The sequence below is a fragment of the Opitutales bacterium genome (assembly GCA_013215165.1).
GTDB lineage: Bacteria > Verrucomicrobiota > Verrucomicrobiia > Opitutales > JABSRG01 > JABSRG01.
In genome coordinates, this window is sequence record JABSRG010000007.1 from 18,377 (window position 1) to 33,605 (window position 15,229).

The 15,229-nt window shown below is 49.5% G+C and carries 13 protein-coding genes and 1 tRNA gene; 7 read left to right on the plus strand and 7 right to left on the minus strand.

Annotation, left to right across the window (positions count from 1 at the left end):
* Positions 1-84 precede the first annotated feature (84 nt).
* Entirely contained in the window at positions 85-465 is a 381-nt protein-coding gene (locus HRU10_01920) for a hypothetical protein (protein ID NRA25989.1), read from the minus strand.
* Positions 466-639: 174 nt separating this feature from the next.
* Here HRU10_01920 and HRU10_01925 point away from each other — a divergent pair, with 174 nt between their 5' ends.
* The 3 genes from HRU10_01925 (at position 640) to HRU10_01935 (ending at position 2,915) form a co-directional block, all read left to right on the plus strand.
* Positions 640-1,152: a CinA family protein gene (locus tag HRU10_01925; GenBank protein ID NRA25990.1), complete on the plus strand. Its 513-nt coding sequence runs from the start codon at positions 640-642 to the stop codon at positions 1,150-1,152.
* Positions 1,136-2,290 (plus strand): putative C-S lyase, encoded by a 1,155-nt coding sequence (locus HRU10_01930; protein NRA25991.1) that lies wholly within the window; start codon positions 1,136-1,138, stop codon positions 2,288-2,290. Before HRU10_01925 ends, HRU10_01930 begins: the two co-directional genes overlap by 17 nt.
* Before the next feature lie 199 nt (positions 2,291-2,489).
* Positions 2,490-2,915 (plus strand): hypothetical protein, encoded by a 426-nt coding sequence (locus tag HRU10_01935; protein ID NRA25992.1) that lies wholly within the window; start codon positions 2,490-2,492, stop codon positions 2,913-2,915.
* 220 nt (positions 2,916-3,135) lie between these two features.
* Here HRU10_01935 and ychF read toward each other — a convergent pair whose 3' ends face one another.
* From ychF to rpsB, 3 genes are all read right to left on the minus strand, one after another.
* Positions 3,136-4,239: a redox-regulated ATPase YchF gene (gene ychF / locus HRU10_01940; GenBank protein NRA25993.1), complete on the minus strand. Its 1,104-nt coding sequence runs from the start codon at positions 4,237-4,239 to the stop codon at positions 3,136-3,138.
* Positions 4,240-4,368: 129 nt separating this feature from the next.
* Positions 4,369-4,962, minus strand: coding sequence for a translation elongation factor Ts (gene tsf, locus HRU10_01945; GenBank protein ID NRA25994.1), 594 nt, complete (start codon positions 4,960-4,962; stop codon positions 4,369-4,371).
* Between the two features lie 36 nt (positions 4,963-4,998).
* Positions 4,999-5,928, minus strand: a complete 930-nt coding sequence (gene rpsB / locus HRU10_01950) for a 30S ribosomal protein S2 (GenBank protein NRA25995.1) — start codon at positions 5,926-5,928, stop codon at positions 4,999-5,001.
* A 584-nt stretch (positions 5,929-6,512) separates the two neighbouring features.
* Between rpsB and HRU10_01955 the strand changes: the two genes are divergently transcribed.
* Positions 6,513-8,459: a TonB-dependent receptor gene (locus HRU10_01955; GenBank protein NRA25996.1), complete on the plus strand. Its 1,947-nt coding sequence runs from the start codon at positions 6,513-6,515 to the stop codon at positions 8,457-8,459.
* 64 nt (positions 8,460-8,523) lie between these two features.
* Positions 8,524-9,651 (plus strand): PepSY domain-containing protein, encoded by a 1,128-nt coding sequence (locus tag HRU10_01960; GenBank protein NRA25997.1) that lies wholly within the window; start codon positions 8,524-8,526, stop codon positions 9,649-9,651.
* A 29-nt stretch (positions 9,652-9,680) separates the two neighbouring features.
* Here the strand turns inward: HRU10_01960 and dnaE are convergent, their stop codons facing one another.
* Both dnaE and HRU10_01970 read right to left on the minus strand, forming a co-directional pair.
* Positions 9,681-13,544: a DNA polymerase III subunit alpha gene (dnaE, locus tag HRU10_01965; protein ID NRA25998.1), complete on the minus strand. Its 3,864-nt coding sequence runs from the start codon at positions 13,542-13,544 to the stop codon at positions 9,681-9,683.
* 31 nt (positions 13,545-13,575) lie between these two features.
* Entirely contained in the window at positions 13,576-14,166 is a 591-nt protein-coding gene (locus tag HRU10_01970; GenBank protein ID NRA25999.1) for a DNA-3-methyladenine glycosylase, read from the minus strand.
* 124 nt (positions 14,167-14,290) lie between these two features.
* On the opposite strand from HRU10_01970, the gene HRU10_01975 reads away from it, so the two are divergent.
* Entirely contained in the window at positions 14,291-14,548 is a 258-nt protein-coding gene (locus HRU10_01975) for a type II toxin-antitoxin system PrlF family antitoxin (protein NRA26000.1), read from the plus strand.
* The gene (locus HRU10_01980; protein ID NRA26001.1) at positions 14,545-14,973 is read left to right on the plus strand and encodes a PIN domain-containing protein; all 429 of its coding nucleotides are present in this window, start codon (positions 14,545-14,547) and stop codon (positions 14,971-14,973) included. The genes HRU10_01975 and HRU10_01980 overlap by 4 nt, the downstream gene beginning before the upstream one ends.
* Positions 14,974-15,104: 131 nt before the next feature.
* Here the strand turns inward: HRU10_01980 and HRU10_01985 are convergent.
* Positions 15,105-15,181: transfer RNA gene (locus HRU10_01985), tRNA-Arg, on the minus strand.
* Positions 15,182-15,229 lie beyond the last annotated feature (48 nt).

Below are 15,229 nucleotides of genomic sequence, written 5' to 3' on the forward strand. Positions count from 1 at the left end.
ACATGTATCAGCCGACTCGTGCAGGCATAAAAAAAGCGCAGTCAGTGGACTGCGCCTTTGGACTCTTTGAGAGAACCGTATAAATTAAAGGGCGTCGTAAGCTCCGTCTACGATTTTGTTTACGACAGCATAAGAGATCTCGAAGTTTTTTGATACTTGATTCTTTGAATATCCTTCGGCGACGGCACCTTTGACTTTATCGCGAAGATCAGCAGTGACCTTGGTGCGTTTGCGGCGTTTGCCACTGGTTGCAGAAGTGCTGATCAGGGATATGCGTACATTGAACTTTTGGACAAGGGCTTCTACCAGTTCTTTGGCTGTGCCGTATTCGCTTTCCTCAAGAAGTTTATCCAGCTTAGCTAAGCGTTCGGCCTCAAGCTTTTGTTGTTCAAGGAGCTCTTCTTTGCGTTTTGCGAGAAGCTCGAGTTTCTTTTCGAGATCGAGGAGTTCGTTATTGATTGTCATTATTTTTTGTAGGTTGGAATGCTTATTAGGAATTTAATGCGACTTAGTAGTCAATGGTAGAATAACAATAGTTTCTATATTTATTTGATCGCGTGGAGTTGTGAATATTTTTACTAAAATTCTGTATGATCTATTTTCAAAAGAACACAGACTAATCGAATTTTTTGACATGGCATGAAAACAAGCGGGCAGGCGGATTGGGGTGTGGAGTGGGTAAGGGCTCTACATAAACGGCTGGTGAGCGAAGGGCGCACGGTTATAACATGTGAGAGCTGCACAGGGGGGTTGATTGGAGACTGGATCACTAATTTTCCTGGCTCTTCTGAAGTATATTTGGGCGGTGTCCAGTCCTATTCAAATGAGTTGAAGATGAATTTGTTAGGGGTGCCGGAGGCAGTGCTGAACGAATCTGGTGCTGTGAGCGCAGTGTGTGCTCAAGCTATGGCCGAGGGCGGTCTTAAGTTGACGGGAGCAGATTATGCGATTGCTACCACGGGTATTGCTGGTCCAGGAGGTGGCTCAATTGAAAAGCCTGTGGGCCTAGTGTATTGTGCTGTAGCTGGGCCTAAAGGCACGGTGGTCGAAAAATCACTCTGGGAGGGGGATAGAATAGCAAACAAACATGCCTCTGCACTTGGCGCATTGAAGCTCGCAGTTCATTATCCCGAAAATGGTGAATTGCTATGATTTTGAGACGCTGCCGGATCGCACACAAACGGGTAGCTTAAAATGGGATAAATACGCGGGGCGTGACATCCTTCCGTTTTGGGTGGCGGATATGGATTTTCTGTCAGCTCCTGAAATAGTCTCTGCGTTGGAAGCGCGTGTAGGACAGGGTGTGTTTGGCTATACGAAACCTTATGCTTCTGTCGAATCTGCGGTAACGGAATACCTATCGACCTCGCATCAGGTCAAAGCTGCTGCGAATGATTTGGTGTGGTTGCCGGGCTTGGTGCCCGCTCTGAACGTAGCAGCCCGGGCATTTGGCAGTGATGTCTCCTCCATTCTTGCGTGCACTCCAGTTTATCCTCCGTTTTTGACGGCGCCGGGAAACCAACACAAACGTTTGGTCACGGCTCCGCTCTCTTGGAGTGGTACACGTTGGGAATTTGATTTTGACGCTATGGAGGCAGCGCTGACTCCGGATAGCTCGATGTTTATTCTCTGCAATCCACACAACCCGGTGGGGCGTGCTTTTTCCCGAAGCGAATTGATGAGTTTGGCAGATTTTTGTCTTAAGCATAATCTGGTGTTGTGTTCAGACGAGATCCACTGCGACTTGATTCTCGATGAGGGAGTGACTCATGTGGCTATGGGTTCGTTAGATCATCCAATCCGTGAGCGCCTTATTTCACTGTTTGCTCCTAGTAAGACTTATAATTTGCCTGGTTTAGCGTGTGCTTTTGCGCACATAGAAAATCGCAGTCTGCGCAATCAGTTCAAACGTGCGGCGATGGGTACCATCACTGAGGTAAATGCTTTTGGTTATGCAGGATGTGAGGCAGCTTATCGGTTTGGAGAGCCCTGGAGACAGGAGTTATTGACGGTGTTGCGTGAAAATAGAGATCGTCTCTACAAGGCTTTAGAACCTTATGCTGACAAGGTGTCCGTGTATCCGATGGAAGCGACATATTTGGCGTGGATGGATGTGAGGAGCCTGGGGGCAAAGGATGCTCCAGGTCATTTCGAAACACATGGAATCGGTCTTTCAGACGGTACACCTTTCGGAAATCCTGGTTTTCTCAGATTTAATTTCGGCTGTCCATTGTTGCACCTTGAAGAAGGGATTCGACGCTTGGTTTACGGGATCGAATCTGTCTCGTGAAACGCGTGGTAAAAGAACAGTGAATTGCGATACTGGGTTATTATCTGTCACTTTTTGAGGACGATGATTGGACCAAAGAAGTGGAGGTAAACTCTTAACTGAATGGAGGTTCAATATGACAATAAGCCCGCATCCCTTAGCAATCTGGTTCGAACATTATACTGAGCAGCAGAGACGACCGTGGATAGATTTGTTTGTCATGGAGCTTTCTTGCTCGGAGTTCCAAGCTCCTCATTTTCTTGATGCAGTCATCGAGAGGTTGGTCGATTCAATTAATGATCTTGAGGCTGACTATCATCCGTTCTTTGAAACAGAGTCTACCGCGTATGGTGAAGTCGACCCCGAGGCGCTCGTCTGGATATTGAGGCGTTTAGAATCTAGCTGTTTTGATCGATTGGTGCAAGATGTTGCACCTCTTCAGCATTTTGAACAGTGGAAGGAGATGCTAACACTGGCTTTCGAACGTGTGATACATCGAGAGTTGGACGCTTGTCTGCGGTCTTGTGCGGTTCAAGAGCGTTTTCATGGTTTTGGTTTGTTCGAAAACAATAGAACGACAAATCGGTCCGACTTGAGGCATCAATTTTATCGGGACCAGGCCTATCCGTGGATGACACGAGGTTAAGATCAATTTCTCGCAAACGAAACGAGGCCTATCCCATATCTGCTCTGGAATGAAGATGCGGTGGACCAGGTTTTACACCAAACATCCACGCCCGTTAAAGTTGGAGACTGGTATGAGGTTATGACCAGAAGTACGGGGCGCGTGGATGTTTTGAAGGGTGATCGCGAGAGCGATTGCCGTCGTCCGGATCAAAGCTCAAGCCAAGCAATGGCTGACTGGCTCAGCTATTAAAACGGAATTCAGTAACGTCACCGTCCTTGAAAAGATAGTCCTTGCCCTCAAGCCGTAATTTCCCGGCTTCTTTTGCGGATGTTTTTGAGCCAGCTGCGATCAAGTCTTCGTAGTGCACGACCTCAGCTTTAATAAAGCCCTTTTCGAAATCAGTATGGATTACTCCAGCGCACTGCGGTGCTGTCATGCCCTGAATAAATGTCCAGGCTCGGGCTTCTTTTTCTCCGGCGGTGAAATAACTGGCTAAGCCTAGTAGATCGTAGCTGGCGCGAATCAGCTGAGTGACCCCTGAATCTGTAATGCCTAAATCCCCTAGATATTCGGCGGCTTCTTCGTCATCAAAATCGATTAATTCTTCTTCTACGCGAGCAGAGATGACGCAAGATCCAGCGCCGTGATGTGTTGCAGCGTATTCGCGGACCTTCTGAACGTATGGATTGTCGTCGGGATGAGCTAAGTCGCTTTCTGCGACATTACAGGCGAATAGGGTCGGTTTAGCGGAGAGGAAAAAGAGGCGCTTCAGAATTTCCCGTTCATCATCGTCCATCTTTAGGGTGAGGGCGGGTTTCAACTCATTGAGATGGGGTAGCAGGCGCTCCATAAGGGTTACCGAGGCGGCGGCTTCCTTATCATTTCCTCGTGCCTTCTTCTTGGCCTTTTCCAACTGAGACTCAATGGAAGCGATGTCTGCCAACACGAGTTCTGTCGCTATCACCTCGATATCGCGAATAGGGTCTACACTACCCATGTTGTGGATGACATCCTCGTCTACGAAACAGCGCACTACATGAACAATGGCATCCACTTCCCGTATGTTTGCTAGGAACTTATTGCCCAGGCCTTCGCCTTTAGCCGCGCCCTCTACGAGGCCGGCTATATCCACAAATTCGATTGCAGCATGAATAATAGTAGATGTGCCGACAAGTTTGGCGAGTTTTTCGACACGCTTATCCGGTACTTGAACGACGCCAACATTAGGGTCGATCGTGCAAAAAGGATAATTTGCCGCCTCAGCCTTACGCGTTTTCGTAAGTGCATTAAAAAGCGTGCTTTTGCCCACATTGGGGAGTCCGACAATTCCAGCTTGAAGCATAAGCGATAGAGCGTGAGAACAAAGGTCACGAAGATCAACCCGTGAAGGGCTGGATTTTCATTTGGGTATCAAAAAGCCCGGACCAAATTGATCCAGGCTTATGATAATAAGATTTTGTTAGGCAGTAGCTTATGCTCCAATCTGGAAGCGGGCGAAACGGCGTATAATCAGGTTTTCCCCGATCGTGGCAATCTTCTCAGTGAGCAGGTCCTGGATAGTTTGATCCGGGTTTTTGACGTAAGGCTGCTCTAGGAGAGCGATGGTGCCGTAGTATTTATTAAGCTTACCTTCGACGATTTTCTGAATCGCCTGTGCTGGCTTACCCGCGGCTTGTTCTGTTGCGATTTCCTTCTCCTTCTCGACCAGAGCTGGGTCAACCTCGTCTCTGCTGACGCAGATGGGGCCAGCAGCTGCTATGTGCATGGCGATGTCGCGGACGAAAGCCTGAAAATCATCATTCTTGGCGACGAAGTCAGTCTCGCAGTTTACCTCTATCAATACACCGACCTTACCGCCCGTGTGGATATACGAAGTCACAATGCCTTCGGCGGCTTCGCGGGTTGCTTTCTTAGCTGCAGAAGCGACGCCTTTTTTGCGAAGAGAGTCGAGTGCTGCATCGACGTCGCCACCGGATTCAACCAGCGCTTTCTTACAGTCCATCATTCCGGCGCCAGACCGTTCGCGGAGGTCAGCTACCATTCTAGCAGTGATTTGAGTGCTCATCAGTAAATGTATGTGTGATTAGGATGAAAGGAATGCTTACTTCTCTTCTTCAGTTTCTTCGGGCGCTGGGGTTGTTTCTTCCGTAGCCGGAGCGACAGCTTCCTCAACTACAGGAGCGGCTTCTTCAACGACGGGTGCGGCTTCGACAGGTGCTTCTGGGGTTGGGATTGTCTGGCTGTCGTAACCTTCGGGAAGAGAAACCTCTGCCTCTTCGTCGGTGAAGAAGTTGGTCTCTTGCACGAGGGGTGTGATTGCTTGAGGTTTATTCGCAGTCGCGTTGAGATCGCGCTTTGCAAGTCCATTTTGGACAGCTTCAACAATGACGTCCACGATGATGCGGATCGACTTCACCGCGTCATCATTGCCAGGTATAGGGTAATCTATGAGTGTCGGATCACTGTTTGTATCAACAAGAGCAATGACCGGGATGCCCAGACGGCGTGCTTCAGCAACAGCGATATATTCACCTTTAGTGTCAATAACGAAGAGGGCGGCGGGACGGTCCTTGATTTCGAGTAGGCCTTCGAAATTACGATTCATTCGCGACATTTGGCGACGGATAGCAGCGCCTTCTTTTCCAGGAAGTTTGTCGAGTGAGCCGTCCGCTTCCATGGCCAGAAATTTCTTATACTTAGCTAGACTGGACTTGATGGTTTCGAAGTTGGTCAGTCCACCACCCATCCAGCGGTTAGCGCAGAAGGGCATGTTTACCGCAGTGGCGGCTTCGCGGACGACTTCCTGGGCTTGTTTTTTAGTTCCAACAAAAAGCACGTCTTTACCCTTAGAAACCAGATCTTCCAAGAAAGTGGTAGCCGTCTCTAGACACTGGTAGGTCTTCTCCAGGTCAATAATAGATACGCCGTGGCGATGGTCGTAGATAAAGGTCTTGGATTTTGGGTTCCAACGACGCGTTTGATGACCGAAATGCACGCCTGCGTCCAGCAGGTCTTTAGGAGTGATATTCATTTTGTGTTTAAAGCCCTAGCGCAGTGCCAGGGAGAAACCGGTAAAGGTTTCTTTTAGTGGTTTGAGTTTAGTGTGGATCGTGGCCTATCGGTAATGAAACTGAAAAGGACGAAGCACGGGAAAATGATTATCGTGCCAGCTGAGGCAAGCTTTTTAGCCGAGAGATTTCTGAAATGGAGTGAACAGACGTGGGGGGGGCGCTGATGTTTTACAGGACAATCGAGCGAACGATTGTTGTAGAGTGGATCAAAGCCCAAGAGCAGCAATGACTACCACCCTCACTCTGGGCATGTGATCTGAGCTCAAAATCACTTTTCAGTAAGATCGGTTATTCTAATCTATATGTCCATCATGCTTGACAATGAGTCTCAAAATCAAACTCATCAGCCAGGATGAAAACAAACGCAATCATGACAAAATTTTTAAATCCGCTAAAAATTGGGATGCTAGTATTCGGTATAGGTTCGATATTAGGTGGCCAAGAGCAGGCAAGTGAGGAATTGGGAGTCTTGGAAGAATTCCAAGTGACCGACTAACAACTGGGATACCACGCGGAGTCGGCGACCACGGCTTTGAAGCTGGATGTGCCGCTATTGAAGACGCCTCAGTCGGTATTTGTGATTAACGATGCATTGATTGCGGACCAGCAGGCTTTTCGTCTGGATCAGATCCTCCAGAATGATTCGAGTGTCCAAAAGCGAAATAACTTTCTCGGTGCTTATTCATCCTACTTTATCCGAGGATTTAATCTGTCCAATAGCTCAAACTATTTGCGGAATGGTCGGACGTTTTTCCATCTTGCTTCGGTTCCTGTAGAAATCTTAAACCGCGTTGAGGTTTTGAAAGGCCCGTCATCGGTACTATACGGTACGTCGACTCCTGGTGGTATGATCAATATGGTGACAAAGACACCATTGAACGAATTTGGGGGTTTTATAAAGGGCACTGTAGGCAGTGATGACCTGTATCATCTTCACGCTGACGTGAGTGGACCGCTCACCCAAGACGGTGAACTTAGCTATCGTGTCAATGCTGTGTATGAAGACAGCGGATATTTCCGCAAATTTGCAGATGGCTCTGATTTTGAAGCTGAACGGTATATTTTTTCCACCGCTCTGCGTTGGACTCCCTCGGAGGATACTACGATTGACCTGAGTTTTGATGTGACAGAGGATGATCGCCCTCAGGATACGGGCGTGGTCGCGATCGGTGATGGGGTGGCAGACATTCCGATCGAACGCATTCTGACTCAACCTTGGAGTAAGTATGACTCTGATAAATGGAATGTAAACTTGGATGTGGAGCACTTTATTTCGGATTCTTTTACAGTCGCTTCAGGATTTAGTTTTCAGGATTACAAGCGTGATCGTTATGATAATCAACCCGTGCAAATTGATGAGATTACGGGCGACGTTGCTTTTCGGTCACGTCGCCGAATCAACCGTTGGGAAGTCACGACTTTTTATTTCGAAGGTGTAATCGACCTCACAACCGGACCCTTTGAGCACAAAATTCTCGCTGGGGCCGATTATACAGAGATCGCCACCGACAGTAATGAGACAGCAAGGAGTGAGTTTTTTGTGACGAACATATTTTCTCCTTTGGTCATTCCTGATCCTCAAATTGGAGTGAGAGATGAAAAGGTTTTGGGCAACGAGGAGCGCATTGGTTTTTACATACAGGATTTAATTTCTTTCGGAGAGGACTGGTCTGTCTTGCTCGGCCTTCGTTACGATAATACTGAGAACGACTTTTCTATTGCCGGAAATATACTCCGTGAAGGAAAAGCAGATAACCTGACACCACGTGCAGGTGTTGTGTATCAGCCCTTGGATAATATATCCTTTTATGCATCGTATAGTGAGAGTTTCGAACCAAATCCAGTTGTCGCTGACCCGCGGTTGACCAATTTTGGCGAACAGCTGGACCCTACGACTGGCGAGCAGTTTGAGGTCGGCGTCAAGGCAGAGCTTTATGATGGGAATTTATTACTATCGTCTGCCTTGTTTCAAACGACTCGGTCGGACATCCCATTCAATGACCCCTTGGCAAACGCTTTGGTGTTGAGAGGGGAGCAGGAACATAAAGGAATCGAATTTACTGCGACTGGGCTAATAGGTGAGAGTCTCGGTATCGTGGGTTCCTTTGCTTATTTGGATGCTGAGTTCACTGAAGACGATGATCCCAGTATTGTGGGTAATACTCCATCAGGTGTCGCAGAGATCAGCGCGAGTCTGTGGGCAGAGTATGAGTTCTCCAGCGGACCATTGGCTGACCTGTCACTCCAGGCAGGTTGGTTCTATGAGGATGATCGTCCCGGGGATAACGCGAACACATTCACACTGGACAGCTATCATCGTGTAGACGTGGGTCTTAAGTATGTGTGGCGCGCAGATAGCGAAACGCCTGTCACCTTCCGCCTTACTGCGTCTAATTTATTCGACGAGGTATACTATAAGGGCGACACTCGTGGCACGGTAAATCCGGAGAGACCTCGGGAAGTACGTTTCTCGACGCAGCTGAGTTTCTGATAACAGCATAGATTTCTCATGCGCTCTTTGATCAACATCAAGAGCGTTTGAGCGTGTTTTTAAGATGCCCATTCTAAATAAAACACAGCTTCGAAAAATAAGGAAAGTCGCTTTGGACGGCCACAAGTGGGCCGGAATCTTGGCGGCTATTCCTATTTTAATCCTGGCGTCCACTGGGCTTATCTTGGTGTTTGAGTCTGAACTCAGGGCCTTCGAGGAGCGCGAAGCATTTTTTATTGATGTGCCGGAGGGCGCAAGTGAGGCGCGCCTTTCAATTCAGGAACAGGTCGACCGCGCATTGGAGGCTTACCCTGATTTAAAGGTCAGTTCATACAGTCTGCCGAAAGCACCTGATGAGGCTGCGATGATCAGGTTAAGCAATCGGCATACACTTTTTGTCGATCCCTATACGGGAGAGGTCAGAAAAGATACGCCGCGCCCAGCTCCGATCATGAGAGCCATTCGTGTCCTTCATACGAGTTTCTTTTTAGGCGATTTTGGGACCTGGATCGCGATTATAAGCTCTTTCGCCTTTATTTTGTTATCTGCCACGGGTGCAGTGTTGTTTTTCAAACGCCGCGGCAATCTTTTGCGTCAATCGAAAATCACCTTCGATAAGGGAGCGAATCGTCGTGATTTTGATTTACACGCCGTCATCGGCTTTTACGCGGCTGGTTTTCTTTCACTGATCGCTCTCAGTGGGGCATTGATCGGCATTGGTCAGCCGTGGCGTGAATTCATCCTCAACGTGACACAATCTGAATGGGCCGCGCGCCCGAAATTATCAGAGCCCTTGAGTGCCAGCACCCCTTTGTTGGCTATGGACGTCCTCTTAGAGGCAGTGAATGCTGTTGCACCGGAAAAGCTTGAGCCGACGACGATTTTCATGCCGCGCGAAGCAGATGCTCCAGTTTTGGTGCGATATACCTACCCTTGGGCGCGTCGACCTGCATCTCTGGGGTATATACATCCTGCTACCGGTGCGATCCTCGATTTCCATCATTTCCCAGAGTATGAAGCCGGTCATTTAATTCATCGACTGAATCGGGGCTTTCACAGTGGCGAGATATTCACCGTCGGCATGCGTTGGCTGTGGTGGGTTCTCATGCTTATTACCCTCATGTTTATCATCACCGGGTATTTTATTTGGCGGACACGAAGAAAGAAACAGCCGCAAGTTGCTCAGAGTTAGGAGTGGGTCGCGTAAGCTTCCATACCCTGCTACCCAGCTTTTTTAGCTCTCCATGGTTTGCGCTGCTCTCCCAGATTTGGCACGGGGTCTGTTTCGATCCAAACCCCGGCGCACGCTGGGTGTTTGTAAAGCGTTTGGAAGCGTTCTCCGGTGAGGGCCCAGGTGAGTGATGGAGCAATGTTCCCGACGAGGACAGTACCGTCGCGGTCTTTGAAGCCGATATCAACGGGGACCGAGCCTTGCTCAATATCCAGGCGCTGGCGAATTTGCTCAATCCATGCAGGCATTTTTGACGCGTGAGCATCGGCAATAAAGGTAATGCGTTTGATACTCCGGCCGATTTGTGACGCAAGGCCAAGTGCTTCATCAGCGCGCAGGGAGACTTCGCCATCGCGCTTGGAGGCGGTGGCATGGACTACCACGATGGCATTTTCCTGAAGCCGCATACCTGAGTCATCGAAAGCGTCGGCAAACATGAGTAATTCGTAGGTGTGTTGTTTCGTCACCAGGTTGAAAATCGCCCAGGGACGGTTGTCACGTTTTGATAGTTTTTTCTGTACATTCGTCACGATGCCGCAGAGCCTCAATGGAGTGCGGTCGCCGAGTTTACTTACGTCGTCAGGACTCTTCACACTATCGAGGGCCTGCGCCAGTCCATCAAAGTCGTCCATCGGGTGCCCTGAGATATAAAAACCGAGGAGTTCCTTTTCGTGAGCCAATTTCTCGTGGATGGGCATTTCCAGATTCGGGCCAGAGCGGTCGGCGTGAAGGGGTGGGGCAGCCTCGAGTTCGAAAATGTCAAACAGGGCGACTTGGCCACGTTCTTTGTCTTTCTGGTCGGCAGCGACTTTGCTCATGACATCATCGAGATCGTGCAGGAGTTGTGCGCGATCTTCGCCTAGTGAATCAAAGGCTCCCGAGCGAATGAGGCACTCCATGACACGTCGATTAACAGCTTTGCCATCGACCCGGCGCGCGAAGTCGGAGAAAGACTCAAAGGGACCACTGGCTTCACGCTCTTCGATGACGGCGTGTGCTGCAGCGTCCCCCACGCCTTTGATTGCCGCCATACCAAAACGCACCTGTCCGTATGGGTCTGATAAATCGCCATTCCATTCGTTGGGATTGGACAGCGTGATAGGAGTGAATGCCTCGCGTGATTCATTTACATCCGGTCCCAAAACGGGGATTTTCATGGCCCCGCACTCCTCGACGAAATTTTTGACTTTGTCAGAATTACCCAATTCCGACGAAAGCACAGCAGCCATAAACTCGATAGGGTAGTTGGCTTTTAGAAATGCCGTGCGGTATGAGAGCATGGCGTAGGCGGCAGAATGTGATTTGTTGAAACCATATTTGGCGAATTTCTCGAGGATCTCGAAAATTTTAAGTGCCTCTTTCTTGTCAATGTTGTTGGTCTTCTTAGCGCCTTCGACAAAGATGTCTTTTTGGGCGTCCATGACCGATTTAATCTTTTTACCCATGGCGCGTCGCAGGATGTCCGCACCGCCTAGAGTATATCCGGCAATGATCTGAGCCGATTCCATGACCTGCTCCTGATAAACAAGAACACCGTAGGTTTCAGAGACTAACTCTTTGAGCAGGGGGTGGGGGATCTCGATCGTCGATGGGTCCTTTTTGCCCTCGATAAATTGAGGGATGAACTGCATCGGTCCTGGGCGGTAGAGAGCGATCAACGCGATGATTTCTTCGAAAGATGAGAGTCCTAGCTGGCGACACAGGTTTTGCATGCCGCCCGACTCCAATTGGAAAACCGCCCGGGTTTTACCGGAATTGAGCAGATCAAACGTGCTCTGATCGTCGATACTGACTTTCTCGATATCAAATTCTCTATCCTGGGTGGTGCGTCGGACATTGTCGACTGCGTCAGAGATGATGGTGAGTGTCTTGAGCCCAAGGAAGTCCATCTTGAGCATGCCCAAATCTTCCACCGGTCCTTTGGCATATTGAGTGGTTAGGTCGCCTTCTTGTAGGGTCAGTGGGACGATGTTGGTCAGGGGCTGATCGCCGATAATGACGCCACAGGCATGCTTGCCAGTATTGCGCACCATGCCCTCGATAATCTGTCCTTCGTCGACGATTTTCTTGGCCACGGGGTTACGCTTAATCTCGGTCTGAAGCTCGCCTGATTTGTCGATGGAATCGGCTAGAGAGATATTAAGCTCGTCGGGGATCATTTTCGCCAACTTGTCAGCCTCGGCGTATTCGAGGTTGTTGACGCGGGCCAGGTCGCGGATGATCATTTTAGCGCCGAAGGTGCCGTAGGTGATGATGTTTGCGACGCGATCGCGGCCGTATTTGTCGCGGACAAAATTCACGACCTCATCGCGGCGGCGCATGCAGAAATCCACATCAAAGTCGGGGGGTGAAACGCGCTCAAGGTTGAGCATTCGTTCAAAGAGGAGCCCAAAACGCAGGGGATCGATATCTGTAATTTTGAGCACATACGCGACGACACAACCTGCTCCCGAGCCGCGGCCTGGGCCGACGGGTATATCCTGCTTCCGCGCCCAGTCGATGAAGTCCCAGACGATCAAGAAATAATCAATGAAACCCGTACCCATGATAATGGCCAACTCGTAGTCGAGCTGTTCACAGATTTGCTGTGCTCGGTCTCGGGTGATGACCTTGTTGTTGCTATCGTGAGTGGGGAGTGCGGAGCCACTTGGAGGATTCTCTGGGTCGGTCCAGCCGTTGTATTCTCCGCGCAGGTAGGCGTCATAATCGACGGAGTAACGCTCTACTAAGCCTGCTTTACACAGCTCGAACAGGTAGAGTCCATTGGCCATGAAGTCTTCTCGCTCAGCGACAGTCAGTGGGGCGGGATCGGGCTCGCCATTTTGGCGACAAACAGCCGTTTTCTTCTCAATGTAGATGTCGAGGATGCGATTAAAATTCTGCTGGTCCGCGTTGAATGTGATCTCCGCGGCACGCTCAAAAGTCGGGTAGTGGTTTTCTCCAAATTTGATATCTAGGTCCACCATCTCGGCGACATCGACGGTGTTGGACAAAGCTTCGGGAACTTCGCTGAAAACCTGGAGCATTTCCTCGTGGCTTTTGAGGTAGAACTCATTGCAGGGGTATTTCATGCGCTCAGTTTCTTCCAGCTTCCGTCCGGTCTGAATGCAGAGTAGAGCATCGTGTGGCTGCCAATCGTTCTTTTTAACGTAGTGTACGTCGTTTGCTGCTACGATAGGTAGGTCGAATTCGCGCGCCAGCTTTATGAGATGGGGCACAATGCGGCGCTGGGCGTTGAGCCCGTGATCTTGTAGCTCGATGAAGTAGTTTTCTTTGCCGAAGATATCGATAAAGTCGGCAGTCACCTGACGTGCCATGGCGTAGTTGTTGTAGATCAGGTGCTGGGAAGCCACGCCATTAATGCAGCCAGAGAGACCGATCAGACCTTCGGAATACTGTGCTAGTTTTTCCATATCCGTCCGCGGACGGTAATACTGGCCATGGATGTGGGCATCCGAGACCAGTTTAGAGAGGTTTTGGTAGCCCTTGAAATTTTTCGCCAAAATCGTCTTGTGATGGATTTGGTTGCGAGGAAAGTCTTCAGGTGAAAGTGCGTCCTCGGGCACGTCGTTGATGTCGTCAGATCGCTTCTTGTCGCGTTTTGGACGTTCGCTTTGCTTGTGATCGTGGACCAGATAAATCTCGCAACCGATGATCGGTTTGACGCCGTTTTTCTTACAGTTTTTGACGAAATCCATAGCCCCGAAAAGGTTACCATGATCAGTCATGGCTAGAGCCGGCATTTCGAGCTCGGCGGCGCGTTGCGTGAGACGGTCGCAACGCGCGCAACCGTCGAGGAGGGAATAGTCAGTGTGGACGTGGAGATGGACGAAAGGAGGCACTAAAAGAAAGATGGAAGATGAGTGTTTAAGGATGAACCGGGGCTCATCGATAATGTGAAGAAATGGCGGGTTGGGATTCCTTTGTAAATTGTGGGAAGGCGGCTTTGAAGTCTTTGGGGCGGATCCAAAAACGATAAGACTTGGATGCCCATTCTTGCCCCACGGAATCTATGCCGATACGTGGCGTTTGCACGATAAAGTTGTCCACAAGCTGTTCACCAGGAGGTTCTAGCCAAAGATTTGATTCGGCTGTGGCAGATAGGGTGTTGAAGCTGCGACCTATCTGAAGCGCTTTGGTAACTCTTCCGGGTCCATAAATGCCGCCCGCACCGCGTATCAATACAGCAGCCGGGTAGTCGACAGGTCCAGTGACAATATTGAGCAACTCATGTACACCATAGCAAAGATACACATACCAACGATTAGCTGAGCCAAACATAATCTCATTGCGCGGTGTGCGCCCTCGATGGGCATGACATGCTTTATCTTCCTGGCCGTCGTAAGCTTCAAGCTCACACAAGGGCCATTTCAAGGTCGACCCATCCGGGAGCCGCCGACAGAGCAGGTGTCCCAAAAGCTGACGAGATAGTGCGACGGTATCGGTTGATTCGAGCAAGCAAGTTTTGGAACCCATCGCTAGACTGTCTATGGAGTGATGAAAATTGTCGAATTAACTTCGATGAACCTGGATGATATGTAGGATTCAATAAGTAAGGCAAATAATTGACGCTTTACTTTTTTAAAAATAAAGATGTTTCATGATCACATCAACAATCAGTCAGCGTGGACAGACGACAGTCCCTAAGCAAGTGAGAGATGCCTTATCTGTAGGCCCTGGGAAGCAGCTCATCTATGACATAGAAGGAGATCATGTTATTATCCGTGCCCATCCCGGAGTTTCCTCTTCGATTGGAGTTTTCAAGAAATACTGCCCAGAACAATCATGGGATGAGGTCCGCGGAGCTTCTCGTGCCGAATGGATAGAGCATATAGCTGAAGAGGGTTCTGGCTCATGAAATCCTACCTTATAGACGCGAATGTGATATTGCGTGTCCTGACTGGGTCGCCTGAAAGTCAGGCAGATCAGGCAGCACGATTTCTGGTCGCCGCTGAGAATGGCGACCATGAGGTCATTATTCCGTCTATGGTCATAGCCGAAGTGGTTTTTGTGCTATCAGGGAGTGTCTACCAGATACCTAGGCCGCTATTGGTGGAACAGTTATTGCATTTTCTAAGCAATCCGGCTCTTCATGTCGTCGAGCGCGATATCATTCATCGGGCTTTGAGTCTATTCTCCAAGAGCAATGTCGATTTTGTGGATTGCTACCTTGCTGCCGCTGCTAGCAGCGAAGGGCGTCATATCGCAACGTTCGACAAGGACTTTAAAAAATTGGGTGATTCCAACCAATGTCTCACTCTTCTTCAGGAAAATATAAGCTGAAGAATGCAAGGGCGGAGGGATGGGTCGCTATCGCAATCGCCTGCGCGACCACCTGAGGTGTCCCATCTACGGTCGCTACGCTACTTCCGTCGAATCGAGGTTCTCATCCCACGCTTCGCCATTCTTCGAAATGGCAAGGGCGGAGGGATTCGAACCCCCGACCGCCAGATTAGAAATCTGATGCTCTATCCAACTGAGCTACGCCCTCATCCTGGGCGCAATTAATCAGCACCGTATGCTTAAAGCGCAAGACAAT

Bases quoted from the DNA above. Each gene is read 5' to 3' on its own strand.
- rpsB (NRA25995.1), bottom strand. From the start codon at position 5,928: ATGAATATCACTCCTAAAGACCTGCTGGACGCAGGCGTGCATTTCGGT.
- tsf (NRA25994.1), bottom strand. From the start codon at position 4,962: ATGAGCACTCAAATCACTGCTAGAATGGTAGCTGACCTCCGCGAACGG.
- HRU10_01935 (NRA25992.1), top strand. From the start codon at position 2,490: ATGGAGCTTTCTTGCTCGGAGTTCCAAGCTCCTCATTTTCTTGATGCA.
- HRU10_01970 (NRA25999.1), bottom strand. From the start codon at position 14,166: ATGGGTTCCAAAACTTGCTTGCTCGAATCAACCGATACCGTCGCACTA.
- HRU10_01960 (NRA25997.1), top strand. From the start codon at position 8,524: ATGCCCATTCTAAATAAAACACAGCTTCGAAAAATAAGGAAAGTCGCT.
- HRU10_01980 (NRA26001.1), top strand. From the start codon at position 14,545: ATGAAATCCTACCTTATAGACGCGAATGTGATATTGCGTGTCCTGACT.
- ychF (NRA25993.1), bottom strand. From the start codon at position 4,239: ATGCTTCAAGCTGGAATTGTCGGACTCCCCAATGTGGGCAAAAGCACG.
- HRU10_01975 (NRA26000.1), top strand. From the start codon at position 14,291: ATGATCACATCAACAATCAGTCAGCGTGGACAGACGACAGTCCCTAAG.
- HRU10_01920 (NRA25989.1), bottom strand. From the start codon at position 465: ATGACAATCAATAACGAACTCCTCGATCTCGAAAAGAAACTCGAGCTT.
- HRU10_01930 (NRA25991.1), top strand. From the start codon at position 1,136: ATGGTGAATTGCTATGATTTTGAGACGCTGCCGGATCGCACACAAACG.
- HRU10_01925 (NRA25990.1), top strand. From the start codon at position 640: ATGAAAACAAGCGGGCAGGCGGATTGGGGTGTGGAGTGGGTAAGGGCT.